We start from the raw sequence: 24,706 nt of genomic DNA on the forward strand, positions 1-24,706 counted from the left end.
CTCGGGGCTCTCACCCCTCGACTGGGTCGATTATCGCACGCATCGCAGCCGACCACGATCCGACGGGTGCGATGATCGGGGGGTGACGCTCACCGACACCGCCCCGAGCACGACGCCCGTCGGCCCCTCCGCGGGCCTGCCCCGGGGCCGCACCCCGGTGGTCGCCGCCGTGCTGCTGATCGTGGTCGGGCTCGTGGGGCTGCTGGGGTCGTTCGCCCTCACCGTCGACAAGTTCCGCCTGCTCGAGAACCCGACCGAGTCGCTCGGCTGCGACGTGAACCCGTTCGTCGGCTGCTCGCCCGTCATCAACAGCTGGCAGGCGTCGCTCTTCGGGTTCCCGAACCCGATCATCGGCCTGGTCGGCTTCGCGGCGCCGGTCGCCGTGGGGCTCGGCCTGCTCGCCGGCGCCCGCTTCGCCCGGTGGTTCTGGGTCGCGTTCGCCTCGGGCGTGTCGCTGGCCTGGGTCTTCATCACGTGGCTCTTCACCCAGACGGTCTTCGTCATCGGCGCCCTCTGCCCCTGGTGCATGCTCGTGTGGTCGGTCACCATCCCGCTCTTCTGGGTCTTCCTGACCTGGGGCACGGCGCGCGGGGTCCTCGTGCGGCCCGGCCGGCTGCAGCGGGCCGCGGCGGCCTTCCTGCCGTACTCGTGGGTGCTGCCCGTGCTCAACTACATCGTCGTCGCGACGGTCATCGTGGTGCAGTTCCCGCTGCTGCTGCCGACGCTCCTCGGCTGACGGCACCGCGCCTCCCCCGCCCGCACCGCGCCTCCCCGCAGCCTCGCGGTCCCAGGTTGTTCTTGGCCGGCGGCGCGACGCTGGCCGAGAGCGCCCGTCGGCGCCCCCCGACCCAGCGAGGACCGATGACCCCACCAGCCGTGCCCGGAGACACCAAGCGAGAGCGCCGCGAGGCCGCCCGCGAGAAGGCCCGCGTCGCCCGCGAGGCCGCCGCGAAGCGCCGTCGTCGCAAGAAGTGGGCGCTGCAGGGCGGCCTCGTGCTCGGCGTGCTGGCCGTCGCCGCCGTCGTCGTGCTCGTCGTGACGCGGTCGATGGCCCCGGGCGGCCCCGGGCCGCTGAACATGGCGAGCGACGGCATCGTGCTCTCGGGCGACGGCACCACGGTCTCGGCGACGACGACCGACGCGGTGCCGGCCGACGGCGAGCCGACGGCCTCGGCTCCCGGCACGGCCGAGAAGCCGAGCATCGTCGTCTACCTCGACTACATGTGCCCGTACTGCGGCCAGTTCGACACGGCCAACGCGGAGCAGCTGCAGACCTGGGTGAGCCAGGGGTCGGTCGACCTCGAGATCCACCCCCTGGGGTTCCTCGACAACGCCTCGCTCGGCACCAAGTACTCGACCCGCTCGGCGAACGCCCTGGCCTGCGTGGCGAACTACCAGCCCGACGCGGCCCTCGACGTCAACACGGCCCTCTTCGCGCAGCAGCCGGAGGAGAACACCAGCGGGCTGACGAACGACGAGCTGGTCAGCCTGGTCCAGGGAGCGGGCGCCGACGACGAACAGATCCCCGGGTGCGTCACGGGGGGCGAGTTCGACGACTGGGTGGCCTCGGCCACCGAGCGGGCGCTGAACGACCCGCTGCCGAACAGCGACCTCGAGAAGGTCACGGGCACCCCGACGGTGCTGGTCAACGGCCAGCAGTACCAGGGCTCGCTGACCGACCCGACGGTCTTCGCCCAGTTCGTCGCGGAGGTCGCGGGCGGAGCCCCCACCTCCGACACGAGCACCGGCACCGCCCCCGAGTCGTCCGCCCCCCCGCCCCCTAGGGCCGCCGGCGCAGAGCGCACCCCGGGGCAAGTCACGACCCCGGGGTGCGCCCCGGCCAGTCAGCCGCAGGGGCGGCGGCTGACCCCGATGTCGGCGAAGGCGGCTGCGAAGCCGGCGCCTGGAGCGCCCCCCGGGGCCAGAACTCGACCCCGAGCTGCACGCCCCAGCCGTCAGCCGCAGGGGCGGCGGCTGACCGAACGGTTCAGAACCAGAGCGAGAGCTCGCGCGCGGCGGACTCGGGGCTGTCGCTGCCGTGGACGAGGTTCTGCTGCACCTTGAGGCCCCAGTCGCGGCCGAGGTCGCCGCGGATGGTGCCGGGGGCGGCGGTCGTCGGGTCGGTGGTGCCGGCCAGCGAGCGGAAGCCCGCGACGACGCCGTTGCCGGCGATGCGGAGGGCGACGGTGGGGCCGCTCTCCATGAACTCGACGAGCGGCTCGTAGAACGGCTTGCCCACGTGCTCCTCGTAGTGCTTCGACAGGAGGTCGCGGTCGGCCTGCAGCATGCGCAGGTCGACGAGCTCGTAGCCCTTGGCCTCGATGCGGCGCAGGATCTCGCCGGTGAGGCCGCGGGCGACGCCGTCGGGCTTGACGAGGACGAGGGTCTCTTGGAGGTCGGTCACTGTGGTGCTCCTTCTGGTGTGGTGGCGGGAGGGTCGGTGTGGTCGGGTCGGCCGGGCCGGCTCACGCCGCGTCGCCGGGCCCACCGTAGCGGGCGGCGTTGAGGCGGTCGAGCTGGGTGCCCTTGATCAGGCAGTAGGTCCAGATGGCGACGAAGAGCGCCGCGACGACGTACATGACGGGGTCGAGCAGCCCGCAGGCCACGAGGCCCGCCTGCACGACCCAGCCGAGCGCGATGCCCCAGGGCCAGCGCGTCGTGCGCGAGACGAGCATGACGACGACGATGGCGGCGAACCCGCCGCCGAAGGCGACGGCCGTCGGCAGCAGGTCGCGGCCGTTGACGACGAGCATCACGAAGAACAGCGACAGCGCCTCGAGCACGAGCACGATCGAGAGCAGGCTCTCGGCCGCGCCGCGTCGGCGCCCGGGGCGTCGACCGCCCGGGCGGGTGCCCCCCGGGGGGCCCTCAGGAGGCGGCGCCGCGGTCACGAGAGACCGCCCGGGGCCTGCGCCAGCGCGAGCACGTCGCCGACCAGCGTGATCGACCCGGTGACGACCACGCCGCCGGGCTCGTCGCCCTCGGTCTCCTCCGCGAGGTCGCGGGCGGTGCGGAGCGCCGCGACGAGGTCGGTCTCGACCACGACGCGGTCGGCGCCGACGACGCCCACCGCGATCGCGGCGAGCTCGTCGGCGTCGACGGCGCGCTCGGAGTCGCTGCTCGTCACGACGAACTGCTGCACCGTGCCGGAGAGCGCCCGGACGATGCCGGCGGCGTCCTTGTCGGCGAGCACCCCGAGCACGGCCACGACGCGCCCGAACTGGAAGTAGTCGTCGAGCGCCTTCGCGAGGGCCCGCGCCCCGTGGGGGTTGTGCGCCGCGTCGACGAGGATGGTGGGCTCGTTGGCCACGATCTGGAGGCGACCGGGCGACGTCACGGCGGCGAGCCCCTCGGCCAGCACGTCGTGGTCGAGCGCCTGTGAGCCGCTGCCGAGGAACGACTCGACGGCGGCGATCGCGACCGCCGCGTTCTGCGCCTGGTGGTCGCCGAAGAGGGGCAGCAGGAGGTCGTCGTAGCGGCCGGCGAGGCCGCGGACGGTGATCAGCTGCCCGCCGACCGCGACCGTGGTCGACTCGACGCCGAACGCGGTGCCCTCGACCGCGAGCGTGGACTCGGTGAGGTCGGCCGCCCTCTGCAGCTCGGCCAGCGCCTCCGGCTGCTGGGAGGCGCTGACGACCGAGGCCGACGGCTTGACGATGCCGGCCTTCGTGCGGGCGATCGCGTCGACCGTCGAGCCGAGCCGCTGGGTGTGGTCGAGGGCGATCGGCGTGAAGACGGCGACCTGGCCGTCGGCGACGTTCGTGCTGTCCCACTCGCCGCCCATGCCGACCTCGAGCACGACGACGTCGGCGGGGGCGTCGGCGAAGCAGGCGAAGGCCAGCACGGTGAGCGCCTCGAAGAAGGTCAGGGGCTGCTCCCCCGCCGCCGTGAGCTCGCCGTCGGTCATCTGGAGGTAGGGCTGGATGTCGTCCCAGTTCGCCACGAGCAGCTCGTCGCTGATCGGTTCGCCGTCGACGACGATGCGCTCGTTGACGCGCGTCAGGTGCGGGCTCGTCATCAGGCCGGTGCGCAGGCCGTACGAGCGCAGCACGCTCTCGATCATGCGGCTCGTCGAGGTCTTGCCGTTCGTGCCCGTCACGTGGATCACCGGGTAGGCGCGCTGCGGGTCGCCCAGCAGCTCGGCGGCTCGACGCGTCGCCCCGAGCCGCGGCTGCGGGGCCTGCTCGCCGACGCGCGCGAGCAGCTCGTCGTAGACGCGGCGGGCGCCCTCGGCGAACTCTCCGCCGTCGGCCGCGCCCCCGCCCGTGCCCTCGGCGCCGCTCTTCTTCTTCTTCGGGCTCATGCTCGTCGGACCTCCACCGTCACGGCCGCGCCGGAACCGACGGCGACCCTCTCGTCGCGCGTCGCGACGTCGTCCTGCACGTCGACGACCAGCTCGGTCGTCAGGGTCTCGCCCGCGATCAGCGCGCGGTGCGCCTCGATCGCGGCGGCCGAGCCGGGCTCGACGACGAGGGTCGTGACGACCCGGTCGCCGACGTCGAGGCCGGCCGCCTTGCGGGCCTGCTGCACGGCCCGGACGACGTCACGCGCGAGGCCCTCGGCCTCGAGCTCGGGCGTGGTCGCGGTGTCGAGCAGCACGAAGCCGCCGTCGCCGACGAACGCGATCGCCGCCGACGGGTCGGCGACGGCCAGCTCGAGCGTGAACTCGCCGGGCAGCAGCTCGACGCCGCCCACGACGACCGTCTCGCCCCGCGCCTCCCAGTCGCCCTTCTTCGCGGCGGGGATGACCTGCTGCACCTGCTTGCCGATGCGGGGGCCGGCCGCGCGGGCGTTGACCGTCAGCTTGCGGGTGACGCCCCACTCGCCGAGGCTCTCCTCCGTCAGCGCGGTGAGGACGACGTCCTTGACGTTGAGCTCGTCGCGGAGGATGGCGCGGAACGGCTCGAGGCCCGCGGTGTCGGGCGCGACCACCGTGAGGCGCGCGAGCGGCAGGCGGACCCGCAGGCCGGTCGCCTTGCGCAGCGCGAGACCGGACGACGCGATGGCGCGCACGGCGTCCATCGCATCGACGAGCGCGTCGTCGGCCGGGAAGGCGGAGGCGTCGGGCCAGTCGGCGAGGTGCACGCTGCGGCCGCCGGTGAGGCCCTTCCAGATCTCCTCCGTGACGAGCGGGGCGAGGGGCGCCGCGACGCGGGTGAGCGTCTCGAGCACCGTGTACAGGGTGTCGAAGGCGTCGTGGTCGGTGCCGGCCCAGAAGCGGTCACGCGACCGGCGGACGTACCAGTTCGTCAGCACGTCGGCGAAGTCGCGGAGGGCCGCGGCCGCCAGGGGCGAGTCGAGCGCGTCGAGGTGGCCCTCGACCTCGGTGACGAGGCGGCGGGTCTTCGCGAGCAGGTAGCGGTCGAGCACGTCGGTCGAGTCGGTGCGCCACTGCGCGACGTAGCCGTCCGCGACGTGCCGACCCGCGCCTCCCGACCCGTCGGCCTCGGCCGCGTTCGCGTAGAGGGTGAAGAAGTAGTACGTGCTCCAGAGCGGCAGCAGGAACTGCCGGACGCCCTCGCGGATGCCCTCCTCGGTGACGACGAGGTTGCCGCCGCGGATCACCGAGCTCGACATCAGGAACCAGCGCATCGCGTCGGCCCCGTCACGGTCGAAGACCTCGCTCACGTCGGGGTAGTTGCGGAGGCTCTTCGACATCTTCTGCCCGTCGGAGCCGAGCACGATGCCGTGGCTGATGACGTTCGAGAACGCCGGGCGGTCGAACAGCGCGGTCGAGAGCGCGTGCATGACGTAGAACCAGCCGCGCGTCTGCCCGATGTACTCGACGATGAAGTCGGCAGGCGCGTGCGTCTCGAACCAGTCGCGGTTCTCGAACGGGAAGTGCACCTGCGCGAAGGGCATCGAGCCCGAGTCGAACCAGACGTCGAAGACGTCCTCGATGCGGCGCATCGTGCTCTGCCCGGTCGGGTCGTCGGGGTTCGGCCGCGTGAGGTCGTCGATGTACGGGCGGTGCAGGTCGGGCTCGCCCTGCTCGTTGAGCGGCAGGCGCCCGAAGTCGGCCTCGAGCTCGGCGAGCGAGCCGTAGACGTCCGTCCGCGGGTAGGCGGGGTCGTCGCTGCGCCACACGGGGATGGGCGAGCCCCAGTAGCGGTTGCGCGAGATCGACCAGTCGCGGGCGCCGGCGACCCACTTGCCGAACTGCCCCTCCTTGACGTTCTCAGGCACCCAGGTGATCTCCTGGTTGAGCTCGCCCATCCGGTCGCGGAACTCCGTGACGCGGACGAACCAGCTCGAGACGGCCTTGTAGATGAGCGGGTTGCGGCAGCGCCAGCAGTGCGGGTAGCTGTGCTCGTAGCTCGCCAGGCGCACCAGGCGCCCGTCGGCGCGCAGGCGCTGCACCAGCGTCTTGTTGGCCTCGAACACCTGGAGGCCGGCGACGCCCAGCTCGTCGAACATCGGCAGGAAGCGCCCGGCCTCGTCGACGGACACGATCACGGGGATGCCCGCGGCGGCGCAGACCAGCTGGTCGTCCTCGCCGTAGGCGGGGGCCTGGTGCACGATGCCGGTGCCCTCGCCGGTGGCGACGTAGTCGGCGACGAGGAGGCGCCAGGCGTTCTCGGTGCTCCAGGTCTCGGTGTCGGCGTAGACGTCCCAGATGCGGTCGTACTCGACGTCGGCGAGCTCGGCGCCGGCGAAGTGCGCCGTGACCGCGGCCTCCGCCGCCTCTGCGGACTCGTAGCCGAGGTCGCGGGCGTAGGCGGCGAGGGTGTCGGCGGCGAGCAGGAAGACGCTGCCGGTCAGCAGCTCCTGGTCGCCGGTGCGCTCGCCCGGCAGCAGGGCGTGGGGCACGGTCACGTAGTCGATGGCCGGCCCCACGGCGAGCGCCATGTTCGTGGGCAGGGTCCAGGGCGTGGTCGTCCAGGCGAGGGCCTCGACGCCGGTGAGGCCGAGCGACTCGGCCTTGGCGCCGACGAGCGGGAAGGCGACCGTGACGGTCTGGTCCTGGCGCATCTTGTAGACGTCGTCGTCCATGCGCAGCTCGTGGTTCGACAGGGGGGTCTGGTCGTGCCAGCAGTAGGGCAGCACGCGGAAGCCCTCGTAGGCGAGCGACTTGTCGTGCAGCTGCTTGAACGCCCAGAGCACGCTCTCCATGTAGCTGACGTCGAGGGTCTTGTAGTCGTCCTCGAAGTCGACCCAGCGCGCCTGGCGCGTGACGTACTGCTGCCACTCGTCGGTGTAGCGCAGGACCGAGCCACGGGCCGCGGCGTTGAACTCGCCGATGCCCATCTCGTCGATCTGGTGCTTCTCGGTGATGCCGAGCTGGCGCATCGCCTCGAGCTCGGCGGGCAGCCCGTGGGTGTCCCAGCCGAAGCGGCGGTGCACCTGCTTGCCGCGCATCGTCTGGTACCGCGGGAAGACGTCCTTCGCGTAGCCCGTCAGCAGGTGGCCGTAGTGCGGCAGGCCGTTGGCGAACGGCGGGCCGTCGTAGAAGACCCACTCGTCGCGGCCCTCCCGGGCACGGATCGACTCGCGGAAGGTGTCGTCGCCCTTCCAGAAGGCGAGGACGCCCTGCTCGACGTCGGGGAACCGGGGTGACGCGGGTACCGGCTGGTAGGCCATGGGAACTCCAGGTGGTGCGGATGTCCGTCCACGGGGACGACCGCCGAGGGGCCTCGGAGGTCGCGGTACCACCCCGCTTGCCGGCCCTCACGGGCCGACCACTCGCTCTGCGGCTGTGACGGGCCTGCCCCGCTCGGTTCTACCGGCGGCTGCCGGCCCCGAGGGGCAGGTCTCCGCGTTCTTCCGAGTGCTCCCCGGTGATGGCCGGATCGATGCACGTCACATCGTACGCGTCGAGGAGGCGCGGCGCGATCGGTGCAGGGCGTGCATCATCGAGTCCATGACGACAGCACCCCCGACCACCGACCCGTCGCCGGGCGCCGGCTCCGCCCCGAAGCCGGAGAGCTCGCTCACGGTGGTCGTCGCGTTCCTCGCGAACCTGCTCGTGGCGGTCGCGAAGACGGTCGCGGCGTTCCTGACCGGGTCGGCCTCGATGGTGGCCGAGTCGGCGCACTCCTGGGCCGACACGGGCAACGAGGTCTTCCTCTTCGTCGCCGACAAGCGCGGCGTGAAGCAGAGGGACGCCGACCACCCCCTCGGCTACGGCAAGGAGACCTACGTCTGGTCGATGTTCGCCGCGTTCGGCCTCTTCACCGTCGGTGCGGTGGTCTCGATCCAGCACGGCATCTCGCAGCTCGGCGCCGCGGAGGAGGCCGAGGACTACCTCGTCAACTACGTCGTGCTGGCGGTCGCGTTCGTGCTCGAGGGCGTGTCGTTCACCCAGGCCCTCCGTCAGGCCCGGGGCAGCGCCCGCGAGCGGCAGCTGCCGACCCTGCGCTTCGTGCTGCGCAGCTCGAACTCGACCCTGCGTGCGGTGTTCGCGGAGGACGCCGCGGCCCTGGTCGGCCTCGTCATCGCCTTCCTCGGGATCCTGCTCCACCAGCTGACCGGCTCGGCCGTCTACGACGCCGTCGGGTCCATCCTCGTCGGCGTGCTGCTCGGCGTCGTGGCCCTCGTGCTCGTCGACCGCAACCGGCGCTTCCTGGTCGGCGAGAGCCCGAGCGACGAGCTGGAGTCGACGGTGCTCGCCCGGCTGCTGGCCCGGCCCGAGATCGACCGCGTGACCTACCTGCACACGGAGTTCGTCGGGCCGGGCCGGCTCTACCTCGTCGCCGCCGTCGACATGCGCGGCGACGACACCGAGGAGCACGTCGCCGTCGCCCTCCGCCGCGTCGAGCGCGAGCTCGAGCAGCACGACGCGGTGGAGGAGGCGGTGCTGACGCTGGCTACGCCCGACGAGCCGAGCCTGCAGCCTCGTCGCTGACCGGAGCGGTCGAGGCCGGTGCTCCGGCGGACCCGCGACGGCGCCGGGTCAGCACCACCACAGCGGCTCCCGCCGCGGAGAGCAGCAGGCCCGCGGCGACGAGGGCACGGGCGGAGTCGTCGCCCGTGTGCGCGAGGCGGCGGTCACGACCGGCCGCCGAGGGCGCGGAGCCACGCCCCGTCGGGGCGCTCAGGGTCGGCGCCACCGACACGGCGGGCACGACGGCGGTCGGCACGGCCGGCGGCGCCGGGGCTGCCGGTGCTGCCGGTGCTGCCGGTGCCACCAGGGTGAAGGACCGCGCGACGGCGGGAGACAGCCTGGACAGCGGAGGGGCTCCGTCGCCCGGGGCGACGGGCGTGGGGTCGCCGGGGACGTACTGGGCGACGCTCGCGCTCCATCTCCCGGAGGGGAGCACGGTCCGCCAGGTCCAGGTGCCGTCGGCCCCGACCCGGCCGGGCTGGTCGTCCGAGCCCCATCCCTGCTGGTCGTCGAGCGCCTCGAACCGCACCGCGGGCTGCGAGCCGACGACGCCTCGGCCCGTCATCACGAACTCGACGGCACCACCGAGGTAGGGCGAGGCCGCGCCCACGACGACCTCCCCCTCCGCCGGCGCGACGACGGAGGGCGCAGGAGAGACCGGCACGTCGACCGTGAAGTCGACGGTCCGGCGCCCGACCTCGGCGCCACCGGCGTCGCTCAGCACGACGGTCGCCGACTGCTCGGCGACGGCGTCGTCGGCCAGGGTCACGCGGAGGCTGACCACGGGCCCCGAGACCCCTGAGACGCCGTGGACCTCGACGCCGTCCCGGTCGAGGACCGCGAGCGACCCGCCGACGACGTCGGTCTCCACCACGACCTCGTACCCGAGGGAGGTCGTCGTGCTCCCCGACACGGGGCTGACGAGGCGGAAGGTGGTCGTCGGCGCCGCCGCGACGGGGGGTGCCGGGGCGACGATCGGCGCCGGGGCGACAGGCGCGGTCGTGCTCGCCTCCGCCTCGGCGTCCGGTGCCGGGGGCGCGGCGGTCTCGTCGACCGGCACCGCGCCTCCCACGATCTGCTCGACCTGCTCGACCTGCTCGACCTGCTCGACCTGCTCGACCTGCTCGATCTGCTCGACCTGCTCGACCTGCTCGATCTGCTCGACCGCAGCCGGTGCGGCGGACGCCGCCGGTGCTGCCGTCAGGAGCCCCCCCAGGGCGATGGCGACGAGAGTCGGCAGCGCCACGGCGGCCGACACGTTCTTCTTCATGGTCTTCTCTCTCGTGTGGGCCGAGCTCGACGCGGCACCCCCGACCCACCCCGGGCAGCGCGCTCCGGCCCCGCACGGGCCGCTCGACACGACCGTACCCATCAGAGACGAGCCGACCTCACCCCGTGACCGTTCCGTGGCCGGATGTCATCCGCTCGGCGGACGGGGGTCATCACGCCGGGCGAGCTCGTGCCTGCCCGGGGCGCCGTCGGGAGGACGTCCCTGCGCCTCCGGTCGCGACCCCCGCGCCAGGGGGACAGTCCCGGCTCGCTCTTAGCCCGAGCGGGTACCGTGCCCCTCGTGCACTCGTTGATCCGGCTCGTGAAGGCCAACCCCTCCGTCCTCCGCTTCCTGGTGGTCGGGGGCATCGGCTTCGTCATCACGATGGTCATCAACTACGGCCTCAAGCTCTTCGTGATCCCCCAGCACCCGGTCACCGCGCTCGCGGTGGGGACGATCGTCGCGACCGTCGTCTCGTACGTGCTGAACAAGAAGTGGTCGTTCGACGACCGCGGCGACCGCCACACCGCCTACGAGATGCTCTTGTTCGTCATCGTCAGCGTCATCGGCATCGGCCTCAACTCGGCGCCCCTCTACCTCTCCCGCTACGGGCTCGACCTGGAGGTGCCGAACGTGACGCGGACCCACCAGGAGATCGCCGACTTCGTCAGCGGCCCCGTGATCGGCACCATGATCGCGATGGTCTTCCGCTACTGGGCCATGAACAAGTTCGTCTTCCCGAAGCGCGCCGAGCTCGACGATGTCCTGTCGCCGACGTCGCCCTCCACGGCGTCCACCCCGACCCCCGCCCGCTAGCCCGCGCGACCGGCACCCGGTCAGGCCCCGCCGGTCGGCGGCAGACGGTCGTCCAGGCCGTCCGCGACGGGGCCGAGCGCCCGCTCCACGACGTCGCCGAGGGCCGGCCTGCCGACGCCGGAGCCCGCCCACGTCACGACCGAGGTGGCCGCCGCCGCGAGCAGCACCGACGCGGCCACCTCGACGTCGAGGTCGTCCCGGGGGCGCCCGGCCGCCTCCGCCAGGTACGCCGCGACGACCGCCCTCAGCCGCACGCCCCTCACCGCCGCCGACGCCACCACCTCGTCGCCGAGGCCCATCGCGTCGGCCTGAGTCAGCGCCCAGGGCACCCGGTCGGCCGGGTGCTGCCGGGCGACGGCCACCAGCGCCGCCGCCACGGCCCGGACGGGAGAGAGCCCCGAGGAGGCGCGGAGCAGGTCGCCGAGACCGGCCGTGCTCGCGTCGAGGTCGACCCAGAAGAGGTCGGACTTCGCGTCGAACCAGTTGAAGAACGTGCCCCGGCTGACCCCGGCCCGCCGGGCGACGTGGTCGACGGTCGTGCCCGACCACCCGGCCTCGAGGAAGAGCTCCGCCGCGGCGTCGGCGAGCATCTCGGCCGACGACCGACGCGGGCGCCCGAGGGGCCGTGCCGGGGCGTCGTCGGGGCGTCGGAGGGCGTCGTCGGACATGGCCCCATCATGCCGGTACACTCGGTGGCGGCCCGTTTGTACTGAGTACAACAATGCCGCCCCTCCCCCGGCCACCCCGTGATCCTCCGGAGCACCATGCGCACGCGCCCCCTCCCCTTCCTCGCCCTCGCGACCGTCGGCGCCCTGGCGCTGGCCGGGTGCACCGCCGGGGCGGACGACGCCGGCGACTCCGCGGCTCCCGTCGAGGGCGGCACCCTCACCTACGCGACCGGCGACGCCGAGCCCACGTGCCTCGACCCGCACGTCGGCGGCAACTACCCGCAGGCCCTCATCTCGACCCAGTACGCCGAGTCGCTCGTGTCGAAGGACGCCGACGGCGAGATCGTGCCCTGGCTCGCCGAGTCGTGGACGGAGGCGAGCGACGGCCTGAGCTGGACCTTCACCCTGAAGCCCGACGTGACGTTCACCGACGGCACCCCCTTCGACGCCGCCGCGGTCGCCGCGAACGTGGCCCACGTGCAGGACCCTTCCACGCTGTCGTCGACGGGCTACCTCGCCCTCGCGAAGGTCACCGGCGTCGAGGCCGTCGACGACCTGACGGCCCGCATCGACCTGAGCACGCCCGACAGCGCCCTGCTCGAGTCGCTCACGCAGCCGTGGCTCGCGATGGAGTCGCCCGAGGCGCTCCAGCGGCCCCAGGAGGTCAACTGCGAGTCGCCCGTCGGCACCGGCCCCTTCGTCGTCGACTCGTGGACGAAGCAGGAGCAGGTCGAGCTGTCGCGCAACGACGACTACTCGTCGCCGCCCGCCGACGCCGACCACACCGGCCCCGCCCACCTCGAGAGCGTGGTCTGGCGCTTCATCCCCGACTCCGCGGCGCGCTACGCGGCCCTCCAGGCCGGCCAGGTCGACGTGATCGACAACGCCCAGCCCGACACCCTCGTCGCCGCGGAGAAGGACGACGCGATCAGCGAGATCGACGCCCCGCGGCCCGGCGCCTCCAACCGTCTCGAGCTGAACTCGGGCAAGGCCCCCTTCGACGACGAGCGGGTGCGCGAGGCGTTCGTCACGGGCGTCGACGTCGACGACGCGATCGACTCGCTCTTCTTCGGCACCGCCGAGCGCTCGTACAGCGCCCTGTCGAGCGTCGAGCCGCTCGCGTACTCCGACCCGTCGCTGTTCGAGGTCGACGCCGACGCCGCCGGCGACCTGCTCGACGAGGCCGGCTGGACGGGGCGCGACAGCGAGGGCTACCGCACCAAGGACGGCACGCGCCTGTCGCTGACCTTCCCGGTCAGCACGAACCAGTCCATCCCCGCCGAGCAGTCGCTCTTCGAGCAGATCCAGGCCGGGGCCAAGTCGCTCGGGTTCGAGGTCGTGCTGCAGCCCCTCGACCTCTCGAGCTGGTACGGCGCCCTCGCGACCGACGACTACGACCTGGTCAGCGCGCCGTACACGAAGGTCGGCCCCGACGTGCTCCGCATCCTGTTCGACACGTCGGGCATCACCCCGGCGCCGAGCGGCTACTTCGCCAACCACGCCCAGCTCTCCGACCCGGCCCTCGACGACCTGCTGACCCGCGCCTCCCAGACCTCCGACGCCGACCAGCGCGCCGACCTCTACCAGCAGGCCCAGCAGATCGTGCTCGAGAGCCGCACCGTGCTGCCCCTCTACGACCAGCAGAACCACTACCTCGTCGGCTCGTCGGTCACCGGCGTCCGCGCGCTGCCCCCGGTGCAGGCGGTCACCCTGTATGACGCCTCCGTCACCGGCTGAGGCCGGGGCCCGGGCCGGGTCCGGCTCGCTCGTCGCGCCTCCGTCGCCCCGACGGAACGGGCCCGGCGGCCGGTCGGGCAGGAGTCGCGGGTCGGCCGAGCGGGCCCTGCGGTGGGTCGTCGGTCGCCTGGCCGGCGCGGTGCTGGTGCTCTGGGCCGTGGCGACCCTCATCTTCTTCGCGGTGCGGCTCGTGCCGGGCGACCCGGCCGAGGCGATCCTCGGCGGGCCGGGCTCGCAGGCGTCGGCCGAGGCCCTCGCCCTCGTGCGGGAGCAGTACGGCCTCGACCAGCCCCTCGTCGTGCAGTACCTCCAGCAGCTGGGGCGTCTCGTCACCGGCGACCTCGGCACGTCGTGGTCGCTGCGGGCCGACGTGGCCGGGCTGCTCCTCGAGCAGCTGCCCGGCACGCTCGCCCTCGCGCTCGCGTCGCTCGTCGTCGCCTGGCTGATCGCCCTCGGCACGGCCTGGTGGGCGACCCTCGGCGGGCGGGCGGCCTCCGCCGTCTCGTCGGCGCTCGAGGTCGTCGCCGCCGCGGTGCCGCACTTCTGGCTCGCGAGCGTGCTCGTCCTCGTCTTCAGCACGCAGCTCGGCCTGCTGCCCCCGGTCAGCACGGGCACGCCCGTCGGCCTCGTGCTGCCGGTGGTGACCCTGGCGATCCCGGTGGCGGGGTTCCTCGGGCAGGTGACCCGCGACTCCCTGCTCGACGCGGCGTCCGCCCCGTTCGCCGTGACGGCGCGGGCCCGGGGCGAGTCGACCTCGGGGCTCTTCCGTCGGCACCTGCTGCGGCACGCCGCGCTGCCGGGGCTGGCCCTGTCGGGGTGGGCGTTCGGCTCGCTGCTCAGCGGCGCCGTCGTCGTCGAGTCGGTCTTCGCCCGGCCGGGCCTCGGGCGCACGCTGCTCGGGGCGGTGACGCTCCGCGACGTGCCCCTCGTCACCGGCGTGGCCCTGGCCTCCGCCCTCGCGTACGTCGTGGTCGTCGCGCTCGGCGACCTCGCGGAGCGCGCCGTCGACCCACGGGAGCGGGCCTCGTGACGGTGCTGCCCGTGCTGCCGGGGGCGCCGGGACCGTCGGAGCCGTCGGCGCCGCCCGCGCCGCCGCAGGCGGGCTCCGGCCGCCGGAGACCCCGGAGGCGCGTGCGGCCCGTCGAGGCCGTGGCCGCCGTCGTGCTCGCGGTGATCGTCGTGGCCGCGGTCGCGCCGGGGCTCCTGGCGCCCGGCGACCCCCTCGCCGTGTCGCCGGCCGACGCCTTCGGCGCACCGTCGCTCGCGCACCCCCTCGGCACCGACGAGTCGGGGCGCGGCATCTGGACGCGGATCGTGCACGGCGCCGGCGCGTCGCTGACGATCGGCGCCGTCGCGACCCTCATCGGCACCGGCCTCGGCGTGCTGCTGGGCGTGGCCGCCGGCTTCGGCGACGGGCGCTGGCCCGGGCGCGTCGCCGACGCCGGCGTCAGCCGCCTGCTCGAGGTGCTCTTCGCCCTGCCGGGCCTGCTGCTGGCGCTGGTCGTGATCGCCTTCACCGGGCCCGGCGCCGTGCCCGCGACGCTCGCCGTCGGCCTCGCCACCGCGCCCGGCTACGCGCGCATCGTGCGGACCCAGGTGCGCCGCGTACGGCGCTCGGCCATGGTCGAGGCCGCCGTCGTGCTCGGCCGCCGGCCGTCGACGGTGCTGCTGCGGCACGTGCTGCCGAACGCCCTCGCGCCCGTGGTCGTGCTGGCGACGCTCGGCCTGGGGCAGGCCGTCGTCTGGGCCTCCTCGCTGAGCTACCTCGGCCTGGGCTCGCCCCCGCCGGCGCCGGAGTGGGGCGCGATGCTCTCGGCCGGCCGCACCTACGTGCAGGTCGCCTGGTGGATGACCGTCTTCCCCGGCCTCGCGGTCGTCGTCACGGCGGCGGCGTCGACGATCGTCGGCCGCGGCCTCGCCCGACGCGGGGGCACCTCGTGAGCGGCTCGGCGCTGCTCGAGGTCGACGGGCTCTCCGTCGCCTTCGGCGGGCGGCCGGTCGTCGACGACGTCTCGTTCTCGGTGTCGGCCGGCGAGTGCGTCGCGATCGTGGGCGAGTCGGGCTCGGGCAAGAGCGTCACCGCACGGTCGCTGCTCGGCCTGAGCGGCGGCCGGGCCACGGCCCGGGGCCTCCGCCTCGGTGACACCGACCTCACGGCCCTCGGCGAGCGCGGCTGGCGTGCCGTCCGCGGGCCGCGCATCGGGCTGGTGCTGCAGGACGCGCTCGTGTCGCTCGATCCGCTGCGACCGATCGGCCGCGAGATCGACGACGCCCTCCGCCTCCACACGTCCCTCGGGCCGCGGGGCCGCCGGGAGCGCGCGCTGGAGGCGCTGGTCGAGGTGGGCATGCCCGAGCCGGAGGCGCGGCTCGGCCAGCGGTCGGGAGAGCTGTCGGGCGGGCTGCGTCAGCGGGCCCTGATCGCCGCGGCGCTCGTGCTGCGCCCCGAGCTCGTCGTCGCCGACGAGCCGACGACGGCCCTCGACGCCGAGGTGCAGGGGCTGGTCGTCGACCGCCTGGCGGCGCTCCGCGACGGCGGCACCGCGGTGCTCGCGATCAGCCACGACCTCGGCGTCGTGCGTCGGCTCGCCGACCGGGTGGTGGTGATGCGCGCCGGCGTCGTCGTCGAGACGGGGCCGACCGAGCAGGTGCTCGGCGACCCTCGGCACGACTACACGCGGCTGCTGCTCGCGGCCCTGCCGCGCGGCGTGGCCCGCGGCGCCCGGCTGTCGCCCGCGCCCTCCGCACCTGACCGCCCTGCGCCTCCCGCGCCCGTGCCCTCCGCACCTGACCGCCCCGCGCCTCCCGCGCCCGTGCCCTCCGCGCCTGCCCGCCCCGCGCCTCCCGCGCCGGTGCCCTCCGCCGAGGACCGCGTTCCGTTCCATGAACTGCGCTCCACCGCGGTCCATGGAACGGAACGCGGTTCATCGCGGGTCGGAGCCGGGCCGGCGCCGGAGGTGGTGCTCGCCGCGAGCGGGCTGCGCCGGGCGTTCCCGGTGCGGGGCAGCACGCCCCGCGTCGCCGTCGACGACGTCTCGTTCGAGCTGCGCGCCGGCGAGACGCTCGGCCTGGTGGGCGCGTCCGGGAGCGGCAAGACCACGACCGCGCGCCTCCTGCTGGGCCTCGACGACCCCGACGACGGGGCGGTGACGCTGCTCGGCGAGCCGTGGGCACCGCTGCGCGAGCGGGAGCGCCGGGGGCGACGAGCCCTGCTGGGGGCGGTCTACCAGGACCCGGCGAGCTCGTTCGACCCCCGCTGGACGGTGGGCCAGCTGCTAGCCGACGCCGTGACGAGCGGGCGCGTCACCCGGCCGGGGCGGGTGTCGACCGAGGTCGAGAGGCTGCTCGACCGGGTGGGCCTCGCCGCCGACGTCGCCGAGCGACGCCCCGGCACGCTCTCCGGGGGTCAGCGGCAGCGGGTCGCCGTCGCGCGGGCCCTGGCCCCCCGGCCCCGCGTGGTCGTCTGCGACGAGCCGGTGTCGGCCCTCGACGTCTCGGTGCAGGCGCAGGTGCTCGACCTGCTCGACGAGCTGCAGCGCGAGGAGGGGCTGGCGTACCTGTTCATCTCGCACGACCTCGACGTGGTCGCCCACATGAGCGACCACGTCGCGGTGATGCAGCACGGCCGGGTCGTCGAGCACGGCCCCACGGCCCCGTTGTTCGCTGCGCCGCAGCACCCGTACACGCGGGCGCTGCTGGCCGCCCGGCCCTGAGCCCGTCGCCTACGAGCGCGTCGGCTCCGCGGCGGCGGGCCGCCCGCCGAGCTCGCCCTCGCCCGTGCCGTCGCCCTCGCCGCCCTGGCCCTCCGGGCGGATCACGGCGATCGGCCCGGAGTCCGCGAACGCGAGGCCCCAGTCCGACCGCGCCACCTCGCTGGTCTCGTCGCGGTAGGCCTCGATCAGCTCGTGGGCCTCGGCCTCGGTGGCCACGGTCGGCCCCGAGCCGAGCAGCGGCTCGTTCGCGGTCTCCTTCGTGAACCACACGGCGACGAGGCCGATCACGGCGGCCGCCATCAGGTAGAAGGCGGGGATGTCGTGAGCCCAGCTGAAGCCGCGGCCCTCGGCCCAGACGACGAGCGCCTCGGTCGCGAGCGGGGTCGTGCCGCCGAAGAGCGACACCGACACGTTGAAGGCGATCGCGAGGGCGCCGTAGCGGATGATCGTGGGGAAGAGCGCGGGCAGCGTCGACGGCATGGTCGACGTGAACGTGACGAGCACGAGGCCGAGCACGAGCAGGCCCGCGAACGACAGCACGCCGTTCTCGCTCTGCACCATGCGGAGCGCCGGGAACGACAGCACCAGGAAGCCGATGCAGCCCGCGAAGAGCACGGGGCGCCGGCCGAAGCGGTCGCTGAGCCGCCCGCCGAAGGTGATGACGAGCATCATCAGCACCATCACGACGATGATGAAGAGCAGCCCGCTGGTCGCGTCGCGCCCGAGGGTGTTCGACAGGTAGGTCGGCATGTACGACAGCAGCATGTAGTCGGTGACGTTGAAGACGAGCACGAGGCCGACGCAGACGAGCAGGGCGCGCCAGTTCTCGCGGAAGAGCGACAGGAGCGGCACCTTCTGGTGCTCGCGCTCGGAGGCCTCCGCCTGCTGCTTCTGGAAGGCCGGGGTCTCCTCCAGCTTGAGCCGCAGGTACAGCCCGATCAGGCCGAGCGGGCCCGCGACGATGAACGGGATGCGCCAGCCCCAGCCGAGCAGGGCCTCCTCGCTCAGGCCGAGCTGCAGCGCGGTCACGAGGGAGGCGCCCAGCACGTAGCCGCCCAGGGTGCCGAACTCGAGCCACGAGCCCATGAAGCCGCGTCGCTTGTCGGGCGAGTACTCGGCGATGAAGGTGGCGGCGCCGCCGTACTCGCCTCCGGTCGAGAAGCCCTGCAGGAGTCGCGCCAGCAGCAGCAGGATCGGTGCCCACACCCCGATGGTCGCGTAGGAGGGGATCAGGCCGATCGCGAGCGTGCCCGCGGCCATCAGGATCATCGTCATGGCGAGCACCTTCTGCCGACCGATGCGGTCGCCGAGCGGGCCGAAGAAGGCGCCGCCGATCGGCCGGACGACGAAGGCGGCCGTGAAGGTGCCGAAGGTGAAGAGGATGTTCAGGGCGTCGTTCCCGGGCGGGAAGAAGACCTGGGCGATGGTGGTGGTGATGTACGCGTAGACGCCGAAGTCGAACCACTCCATGGCGTTGCCGAGGGCGGCCGCGCTGACGGCGCGCTTGAGCATCGACTCCTCGACGACGGTGACGTCGTCGGTGGTGAGTTCTCGACGACGGGGCGTCGGGGCGTTCTTCCTGGCTGACATGGTGCGAGTACCTCCGGATCGGGGGACGGAGCGCGACCGCGGTGTCGGGCAAAAACCCACGAAACCTAGCAGCGCTGCGCCGGAGCCGCCAGTGCGGTGACTGCAACCCTGCGCTGACCGCACGTTTCCCTGGCGGCCGTGTCGGCCCGCGTACACTGACCTGGTCCACATCCAGGCGTCTCACCACCGACACGGCGCCGCCCACAGAACCGGAGTCAGCCCATGACGTCACCGATGCCCGACAAGCCCGCCCTCGAGGGCCTCGAGTCCCGCTGGGGCCAGGTCTGGGAGACCGACGGCACGTACCGGTTCTCGCGCACCGAGGCGACCCGCGACTCCGTGTTCTCCGTCGACACGCCCCCGCCGACCGCCTCGGGCAGCCTGCACATCGGCCACGTCTTCAGCTACACGCACACCGACGTCAAGGCGCGCTTCGAGCGCATGCGCGGCAAGAGCGTCTTCTACCCCATGGGCTGGGACGACAACGGGCTGCCGACCGAGCGCCGCGTGCAGAACTTCTACGGCGTGCGCTGCGACCCGTCGCTGCCCTACGACGCCGACTTCACGCCGCCCTTCGAGGGCGGCGACGGCAAGTCGTCGAAGGCCGCCGACCAGGTGCCGATCTCGCGCCGCAACTTCGTCGAGCTCTGCGAGCGCCTGACGGTCGAGGACGAGAAGCAGTTCGAGGACGTCTGGCGCAAGCTCGGCCTCTCGGTCGACTGGACCCAGAGCTACCGCACCATCGACGACCGCTCGCAGGCCATGGCGCAGAAGGCCTTCCTGCGCAACCTCGCCCGGGGCGAGGCGTACCAGGCCGACGCGCCCACCCTGTGGGACGTCACCTTCCGCACCGCCGTCGCCCAGGCCGAGCTGGAGGACAAGGAGATGCCGGGGGCGTACCACAAGCTCGCCTTCCACCGCACCGACGGCCAGGGCGACGTGCTCATCGACACGACGCGCCCCGAGCTGCTGCCCGCCTGCGTCGCCCTCGTCGCGCACCCCGACGACGAGCGCTACCAGGCCCTCTTCGGCACCACCGTGCGCTCCCCCCTCTTCGACGTCGAGGTCCCCGTGGTGGCGCACCACCTCGCGCAGCCCGACAAGGGCTCCGGCATCGCGATGGTCTGCACCTTCGGCGACACGAACGACGTCGTGTGGTGGCGTGAGCTGCAGCTGCCGAACCGCGCGGTGATCGGCTTCGACGGCCGCTTCGTCAGCGAGGCCCCGGCCGCGATCGAGTCCGAGGCGGGCCGCGACGCGTACGCCCAGCTGGCCGGCAAGACGGTCTTCAGCGCCAAGCAGTCGGTGGTCGAGCAGCTGACGGCCTCGGGCGAGCTCGTCGGCGAGATCCGGAAGATCACGCACCCCGTCAAGTTCTTCGAGAAGGGCGACAAGCCCCTCGAGATCGTGTCGACGCGCCAGTGGTACATCGTCAACGGCGCCCGCGACGAGCAGCTGCAGCAGTCGCTGCTCGAGCGGGGTCGCGAGGTGTCGTTCCACCCTGACTTCATGCGCGTGCGGTACGACAACTGGGTCAACGGCCTCAACGGCGACTGGCTCATCTCGCGTCAGCGCTTCTTCGGGGTGCCCCTGCCCGTCTGGTACCCGCTCGACGCCGACGGCAACCCCGTCTTCGACGACGTGATCGTGCCCGACGAGGCGTCGCTGCCCGTCGACCCGTCGAGCGACGCGGCCCCCGGCTACGACGAGTCGCAGCGCGGCGTGCCCGGCGGCTTCCAGGGCGAGCTCGACGTGATGGACACCTGGGCGACCTCGTCGCTCACCCCGCAGCTCGCCGGCGGCTGGGAGACCGACCCGGAGCTGTTCGACCTCGTCTTCCCGTACTCGCTCCGCCCGCAGGGCCAGGACATCATCCGCACCTGGCTGTTCTCCACCGCCCTGCGGTCGCAGCTCGAGCACGGCACGGTGCCGTGGACGAACGCCTCCATCTCGGGCTTCATCGTCGACCCCGACCGCAAGAAGATGTCGAAGTCGAAGGGCAACGTCGTCACCCCGGCGGCCATGCTCGACGACCACGGCTCCGACGCGGTCCGCTACTGGGCGGCCTCGAGCCGCCTCGGCACCGACGCGGCCTTCGACCCGCAGAACCCGAAGCAGATCAAGATCGGCCGTCGCCTCGCGATCAAGGTGCTCAACGCCGCGAAGTTCGTGTACTCGTTCGAGCTGCCCTCGGGCGAGCACCGCGTCACCGAGCCGCTCGACCGCGACCTGCTCGCCGAGTTCGCCACGGTGATCGGCGCCGCGACGGACGCGCTGGAGGGCTACGACCACGCCCGTGCGCTCGAGATCACGGAGAAGTTCTTCTGGACCTTCTGCGACGACTACCTCGAGCTCGTCAAGGAGCGCGCGTACGGCGCGACGACGCCGGCCGAGCAGGCCTCGGCCGTGCTCGCCCTGCAGACCACGATCGACGGCCTGCTGCGCCTGCTCGCCCCGTACCTCCCGTTCGCGACGGAGGAGGTCTGGTCGTGGACCCACGACGGCTCGGTGCACCGCGCCTCCTGGCCCACGGCGGCCGAGCTCGGCGAGGTCGAGCAGCCCACGGGTCTGCTCGCGCTCGTCGGCGAGGCCCTGATCGGCGTGCGACGCGCCAAGTCGGACGCGAAGGCGTCGCAGAAGACCCCCGTGGTCTCGGCGACGATCGCGGCCCCGGCCGCCCAGCTCGCCGTTCTCCGCGGGGCGGCCTCCGACCTCGCGGCGGTCGGCAAGATCCAGTCGCTCGAGTTCGTCGAGGGCGAGGCGCTGGCCGTCGCGGCCATCGAGCTCGGCGAGCTGCCCGAGGCCCCGGCCCCGGCGGCGGGCGCCTGATGCAGCTCGGCACGCGGTGGAGCGTGGGAGGCGCGGCGCCGGCCGCCCTCCCCGCCCCGGTCGTCGGGGCGGTCGCCCAGGTCGAGCGCGAGCTCGCCGAGCAGGGCGTCGACGCCACGACCTGGCGCTGGACCCTGACCTACCTCGAGCACCGCCCGGTGGTCGAGCTCGACGACGGCACGACCATCCGCGTCGACGCCGTCACGGGCGAGGCCCGCATCCACGAGGCCGACGACGAGGGCGACGACCCCGAGGCCTGAGCGACGACCGGCCCGGAGCCCGGGGCGGGCGCCGGTCAGGCCTCAGGCGCGAGCGATCATCTCGCCGTGCGGCATCATGAGCACGCCGTCCGGGGCGTCCCGCCAGGCCCGCCAGGCGTCGGCGATCGCCTCGAGCTCGGCGGCGGTCGCGACGCCCCGCGCGACGGCGTCGGCCGCGAAGGCCGACTCCGTCGCCCGCGCCGCCCAGCTCTCGCCCCACCAGGTGCGCTCGTCGTCGGTCGAGAAGCACCACGAGGAGGCGGTGCACGAGACGTCGGTGAAGCCCGCCTCGAGTGCCCAGCCCCGCAGGGCCCGCCCCGCGTCGGGCTCGCCGCCGTTGCCGCGGTGCACCTGCTGGTAGACGTCCATCCACCGGTCGAGGCCGGCCGAGGCCGGTGCCCAGACGGTGCCGTGGTAGTCGACCTCGCGGGCCGCGACCACTCCCCCGGGCACGGTCACCCGGCGCATCTCGCGGAGGGCCGCGACGGGGTCGCCGACGTGCTGCAGCACCTGGTGCGCGTGCACGACGTCGAACGAGTCGTCGTCGAAGGGCAGCGCGAAGACGTCGGCGACGACGAACTCGACCGTGTCGACGCCCCGCTCGGCGGCGAGCGCCCTGGCCTGCTCGACGACGATCTCGGCCGCGTCGACGCCGACCACGCGGCCCGGCGCGACGCGCTCCGCGATGTCGACCGTGATCGTGCCGGGCCCCGACCCGACGTCGAGCACGCGGCGGCCCGGCACGAGCTCGGCCTCGAGGTAGGCGGCGCTGTTCGCCACGGTGCGCCACGCGTGGCTCCGCAGCACGCTCTCGTGGTGGCCGTGGGTGTACGTGGCGGGGGCACCGGGGCGTGAGCTCATGCGGGGACTGTACCGCGCCTCCTCGGGGCTGCCCTCCCCCGTGACGCCGCGCGGCCCGCCCGCCGCGGCGGGCGGGCCGCTCGTAGGGTGGGCGCATGACGAACCCGTTCCTCGAGCCGAGCCCGCTGCCGTACTCGCTGCCGCCCTACGCGACCATCACCGACGACGACTTCGCCCCGGCCTTCGAGGCGGGCCTCGCCGAGCACCGCGCCGAGGTCGAGGCCGTCGCCGCCGACCCGGCGCCCGCGACGTTCGAGAACACGATCGCGGCGCTCGAGCGCGGCGGGGCCGTGCTGACCCGCGTCGGGCACCTCTTCTTCGACCGGGCCTCGAGCGACTCGAACGCCACCACCGACGCCCTCGAGCTCGAGCTCGCGCCGAAGCTGGCGGCCCACGACGACGCGATCCGCCTCGACCCGCGCCTGTACGCCCGCGTGCGCGCCGTGGCCGACGCGGTCGAGCGCGGCGACGACGACGTGGCCGGCCTCGACGACGAACAGCGCTACCTCGTGCACCGCACGCTGCGGTCGTTCGAGCGGGCGGGAGCGGGCCTGGGCGACGCGGAGAAGGCTCGCCTGCGCGACCTCAACGGCCGCCTGTCGACCCTCACCACGCAGTTCGAGAAGCACCTCCTCGCCGACACGAACGACCTCGCCGTGGTCGTCGACGACGTCCGCCAGCTCGACGGGCTCAGCGACGGCCAGGTCTCCGCCGCGGCCGAGGCCGCCCGCGACCGCGGCCTCGACGGGCGCTGGGTGATCACCCTCGTGCTGCCGACCGGGCACCCGTGGCTGGCCGACCTCACCGACCGCGACCTCCGCGACCGGGTGATGCGCGCCTCCCTGGCCCGGGGCCGACGCGGCGGCGAGCACGACACCCGAGCCCTCCTGCTCGAGATCGTGCGGCTCCGGGCCGAGAGGGCCGAGCTGCTCGGCCACCGCGACCACGCGTCGTGGGTCACCGCCGGCGAGACGGCCGGCAGCCCGCTGACCGTCGCCGACCTGCTCGGCCGGCTCGCACCGCCCGCGGCCGCGAACGCCCGGGCCGAGTTCGTCGAGCTGCGGGCCGCCGCGGGCCGGCAGGAGGTCGCCGCGGCCGACTGGGCCTTCTGGGCCGACCGCCTCCGGGCCGAGCGCTACGACGTCGACACGACCGCGATGCGCGACTACTTCGAGGCCGAGCGCGTGCTGCACGACGGCGTGTTCTTCGCGGCGTCGCAGCTCTACGGCCTCGAGTTCGCCGAGCGCCCCGACCTGGTCGGCCCGCACCCCGACGCGCGGGTCTTCGAGGTGACCGAGGGGGGCGGCCGTCCCGTGGGCCTGTACGTCCTCGACCTGTACACGCGCGACTCCAAGCGGGGCGGGGCGTGGATGAACCCGCTGGTCTCGCAGTCGGCGCTGCTCGGGCTGCCGCCGGTCGTGGTGAACAACCTCAACGTGCCGAAGCCCGCGGCGGACTCGCCGACCCTGCTGACCCTCGACGAGGTCACCACGCTCTTCCACGAGTTCGGGCACGCCCTGCACGGCCTGCTCGCCCGCGTGACGTACCCGACGTTCTCGGGCACGAACGTCTTCCGTGACTTCGTCGAGTTCCCGAGCCAGGTCAACGAGATGTGGATGCTCTGGCCCGAGGTGCTCGAGAACTACGCCGTGCACCACGAGACGGGCGAGCGCATGCCGCAGGACCTCGTCGACCGGCTCGTCGCGTCGCGGGCCTTCAACGAGGGCTTCGCCACGAGCGAGTACCTCGCGAGCGCCCTGCTCGACCAGGCGTGGCACACGCTCACCGCCGCGGAGGCCGCCGCCGTCACCGACGTCGAGGCCTTCGAGCGGGAGGCGCTGGCCGCGGCGGGCCTGGACCTCGCGCCGGTGCCCCCGCGCTACTCGAGCACCTACTTCGCCCACACCTTCTCGGGCGGCTACGACGCCGGCTACTACTCGTACATCTGGAGCGAGGTGCTCGACGCCGACACCGTGGAGTGGTTCGAGGAGAACGGCGGGCTCAGCCGGGCGGGCGGCGACCGGTTCCGCGCGCGGCTGCTCGGCGTCGGTGGCTCCCGCGACCCGCTCGAGGCCTACCGCGACTTCCGCGGCCGCGACGCGCGGGTCGAGCCCCTGCTGGAGCGCCGCGGCCTCGCCTGA

The 24,706-nt window shown here is 73.7% G+C and carries 19 protein-coding genes; 11 read left to right on the top strand and 8 right to left on the bottom strand.

The features are described 5' to 3' along the window. Window positions 1-82: 82 nt before the first annotated feature. Both F1C15_RS04105 and F1C15_RS04110 read left to right on the top strand, forming a co-directional pair. Entirely contained in the window at window positions 83-736 is a 654-nt protein-coding gene (locus F1C15_RS04105; protein WP_235491242.1) for a vitamin K epoxide reductase family protein, read from the top strand. 125 nt (window positions 737-861) lie between these two features. Continuing rightward, window positions 862-2,064, top strand: a complete 1,203-nt coding sequence (locus tag F1C15_RS04110; RefSeq protein WP_185233119.1) for a thioredoxin domain-containing protein — start codon at window positions 862-864, stop codon at window positions 2,062-2,064. Here the strand turns inward: F1C15_RS04110 and ndk are convergent. The 4 genes from ndk to ileS all read right to left on the bottom strand — a co-directional run bounded on the left by ndk (window position 1,988) and on the right by ileS (window position 7,581). After that, window positions 1,988-2,404, bottom strand: coding sequence for a nucleoside-diphosphate kinase (ndk, locus tag F1C15_RS04115; RefSeq protein ID WP_185233120.1), 417 nt, complete (start codon window positions 2,402-2,404; stop codon window positions 1,988-1,990). The genes F1C15_RS04110 and ndk overlap by 77 nt on opposite strands. A gap of 61 nt (window positions 2,405-2,465) precedes the next feature. After that, entirely contained in the window at window positions 2,466-2,789 is a 324-nt protein-coding gene (locus tag F1C15_RS04120; RefSeq protein WP_185233121.1) for a DUF4233 domain-containing protein, read from the bottom strand. Between the two features lie 98 nt (window positions 2,790-2,887). Continuing rightward, a complete protein-coding gene (locus F1C15_RS04125; protein WP_185233122.1) occupies window positions 2,888-4,303 on the bottom strand; it encodes a folylpolyglutamate synthase/dihydrofolate synthase family protein in 1,416 nt (471 codons plus the stop codon). Then, entirely contained in the window at window positions 4,300-7,581 is a 3,282-nt protein-coding gene (gene ileS, locus F1C15_RS04130) for an isoleucine--tRNA ligase (RefSeq protein ID WP_185233124.1), read from the bottom strand. Before ileS ends, F1C15_RS04125 begins: the two co-directional genes overlap by 4 nt. Before the next feature lie 280 nt (window positions 7,582-7,861). Between ileS and F1C15_RS04135 the strand changes: the two genes are divergently transcribed. After that, window positions 7,862-8,845: a cation diffusion facilitator family transporter gene (locus F1C15_RS04135; RefSeq protein ID WP_185233126.1), complete on the top strand. Its 984-nt coding sequence runs from the start codon at window positions 7,862-7,864 to the stop codon at window positions 8,843-8,845. On the opposite strand, the gene F1C15_RS04140 is transcribed toward F1C15_RS04135, so the two are convergent. After that, entirely contained in the window at window positions 8,808-10,094 is a 1,287-nt protein-coding gene (locus F1C15_RS04140; RefSeq protein ID WP_185233128.1) for an LPXTG cell wall anchor domain-containing protein, read from the bottom strand. The genes F1C15_RS04135 and F1C15_RS04140 overlap by 38 nt on opposite strands. Before the next feature lie 300 nt (window positions 10,095-10,394). Between F1C15_RS04140 and F1C15_RS04145 the strand changes: the two genes are divergently transcribed. Next, window positions 10,395-10,910 (top strand): GtrA family protein, encoded by a 516-nt coding sequence (locus F1C15_RS04145; protein WP_197981312.1) that lies wholly within the window; start codon window positions 10,395-10,397, stop codon window positions 10,908-10,910. A 20-nt stretch (window positions 10,911-10,930) separates the two neighbouring features. Here F1C15_RS04145 and F1C15_RS04150 read toward each other — a convergent pair whose 3' ends face one another. Further along, window positions 10,931-11,578, bottom strand: a complete 648-nt coding sequence (locus F1C15_RS04150; RefSeq protein ID WP_185233130.1) for a TetR/AcrR family transcriptional regulator — start codon at window positions 11,576-11,578, stop codon at window positions 10,931-10,933. A gap of 96 nt (window positions 11,579-11,674) precedes the next feature. On the opposite strand from F1C15_RS04150, the gene F1C15_RS04155 reads away from it, so the two are divergent. From F1C15_RS04155 to F1C15_RS04170, 4 genes are all read left to right on the top strand, one after another. Beyond that, window positions 11,675-13,315, top strand: a complete 1,641-nt coding sequence (locus F1C15_RS04155; protein ID WP_185233132.1) for an ABC transporter substrate-binding protein — start codon at window positions 11,675-11,677, stop codon at window positions 13,313-13,315. Beyond that, on the top strand, window positions 13,293-14,345 hold the full coding sequence (locus F1C15_RS04160; RefSeq protein ID WP_185233134.1) for an ABC transporter permease: 1,053 nt from the start codon (window positions 13,293-13,295) through the stop codon (window positions 14,343-14,345). The genes F1C15_RS04155 and F1C15_RS04160 overlap by 23 nt, the downstream gene beginning before the upstream one ends. 101 nt (window positions 14,346-14,446) lie before the next feature. Continuing rightward, window positions 14,447-15,256 (top strand): ABC transporter permease, encoded by an 810-nt coding sequence (locus F1C15_RS04165; RefSeq protein ID WP_056056442.1) that lies wholly within the window; start codon window positions 14,447-14,449, stop codon window positions 15,254-15,256. Further along, entirely contained in the window at window positions 15,253-17,025 is a 1,773-nt protein-coding gene (locus F1C15_RS04170; RefSeq protein WP_185233136.1) for an ABC transporter ATP-binding protein, read from the top strand. The genes F1C15_RS04165 and F1C15_RS04170 overlap by 4 nt, the downstream gene beginning before the upstream one ends. 9 nt (window positions 17,026-17,034) lie before the next feature. Here F1C15_RS04170 and proP read toward each other — a convergent pair whose 3' ends face one another. Next, entirely contained in the window at window positions 17,035-18,615 is a 1,581-nt protein-coding gene (gene proP, locus F1C15_RS04175) for a glycine betaine/L-proline transporter ProP (RefSeq protein ID WP_185233138.1), read from the bottom strand. A 222-nt stretch (window positions 18,616-18,837) separates the two neighbouring features. Between proP and valS the strand changes: the two genes are divergently transcribed. Both valS and F1C15_RS04185 read left to right on the top strand, forming a co-directional pair. Continuing rightward, on the top strand, window positions 18,838-21,444 hold the full coding sequence (valS, locus tag F1C15_RS04180; protein ID WP_255465481.1) for a valine--tRNA ligase: 2,607 nt from the start codon (window positions 18,838-18,840) through the stop codon (window positions 21,442-21,444). Beyond that, window positions 21,444-21,704 (top strand): hypothetical protein, encoded by a 261-nt coding sequence (locus F1C15_RS04185; RefSeq protein ID WP_185233140.1) that lies wholly within the window; start codon window positions 21,444-21,446, stop codon window positions 21,702-21,704. The genes valS and F1C15_RS04185 overlap by 1 nt, the downstream gene beginning before the upstream one ends. A gap of 42 nt (window positions 21,705-21,746) precedes the next feature. On the opposite strand, the gene F1C15_RS04190 is transcribed toward F1C15_RS04185, so the two are convergent. Next, the gene (locus F1C15_RS04190; RefSeq protein WP_185233142.1) at window positions 21,747-22,565 is read right to left on the bottom strand and encodes a methyltransferase domain-containing protein; all 819 of its coding nucleotides are present in this window, start codon (window positions 22,563-22,565) and stop codon (window positions 21,747-21,749) included. Window positions 22,566-22,660: 95 nt separating this feature from the next. Here F1C15_RS04190 and F1C15_RS04195 point away from each other — a divergent pair, with 95 nt between their 5' ends. Continuing rightward, window positions 22,661-24,706, top strand: a complete 2,046-nt coding sequence (locus F1C15_RS04195) for a M3 family metallopeptidase (RefSeq protein ID WP_185233144.1) — start codon at window positions 22,661-22,663, stop codon at window positions 24,704-24,706.

This window comes from Frigoribacterium sp. NBH87, from assembly GCF_014217665.1.
Lineage (GTDB): Bacteria > Actinomycetota > Actinomycetes > Actinomycetales > Microbacteriaceae > Frigoribacterium > Frigoribacterium endophyticum.

Bases quoted from the DNA above. Each gene is read 5' to 3' on its own strand.
- F1C15_RS04110 (WP_185233119.1), top strand. From the start codon at position 862: ATGACCCCACCAGCCGTGCCCGGAGACACCAAGCGAGAGCGCCGCGAG.
- F1C15_RS04125 (WP_185233122.1), bottom strand. From the start codon at position 4,303: ATGAGCCCGAAGAAGAAGAAGAGCGGCGCCGAGGGCACGGGCGGGGGC.
- ileS (WP_185233124.1), bottom strand. From the start codon at position 7,581: ATGGCCTACCAGCCGGTACCCGCGTCACCCCGGTTCCCCGACGTCGAG.
- F1C15_RS04135 (WP_185233126.1), top strand. From the start codon at position 7,862: ATGACGACAGCACCCCCGACCACCGACCCGTCGCCGGGCGCCGGCTCC.
- F1C15_RS04140 (WP_185233128.1), bottom strand. From the start codon at position 10,094: ATGAAGAAGAACGTGTCGGCCGCCGTGGCGCTGCCGACTCTCGTCGCC.
- F1C15_RS04150 (WP_185233130.1), bottom strand. From the start codon at position 11,578: ATGTCCGACGACGCCCTCCGACGCCCCGACGACGCCCCGGCACGGCCC.
- F1C15_RS04155 (WP_185233132.1), top strand. From the start codon at position 11,675: ATGCGCACGCGCCCCCTCCCCTTCCTCGCCCTCGCGACCGTCGGCGCC.
- F1C15_RS04160 (WP_185233134.1), top strand. From the start codon at position 13,293: ATGACGCCTCCGTCACCGGCTGAGGCCGGGGCCCGGGCCGGGTCCGGC.
- proP (WP_185233138.1), bottom strand. From the start codon at position 18,615: ATGTCAGCCAGGAAGAACGCCCCGACGCCCCGTCGTCGAGAACTCACC.
- valS (WP_255465481.1), top strand. From the start codon at position 18,838: ATGACGTCACCGATGCCCGACAAGCCCGCCCTCGAGGGCCTCGAGTCC.
- F1C15_RS04185 (WP_185233140.1), top strand. From the start codon at position 21,444: ATGCAGCTCGGCACGCGGTGGAGCGTGGGAGGCGCGGCGCCGGCCGCC.
- F1C15_RS04190 (WP_185233142.1), bottom strand. From the start codon at position 22,565: ATGAGCTCACGCCCCGGTGCCCCCGCCACGTACACCCACGGCCACCAC.
- F1C15_RS04195 (WP_185233144.1), top strand. From the start codon at position 22,661: ATGACGAACCCGTTCCTCGAGCCGAGCCCGCTGCCGTACTCGCTGCCG.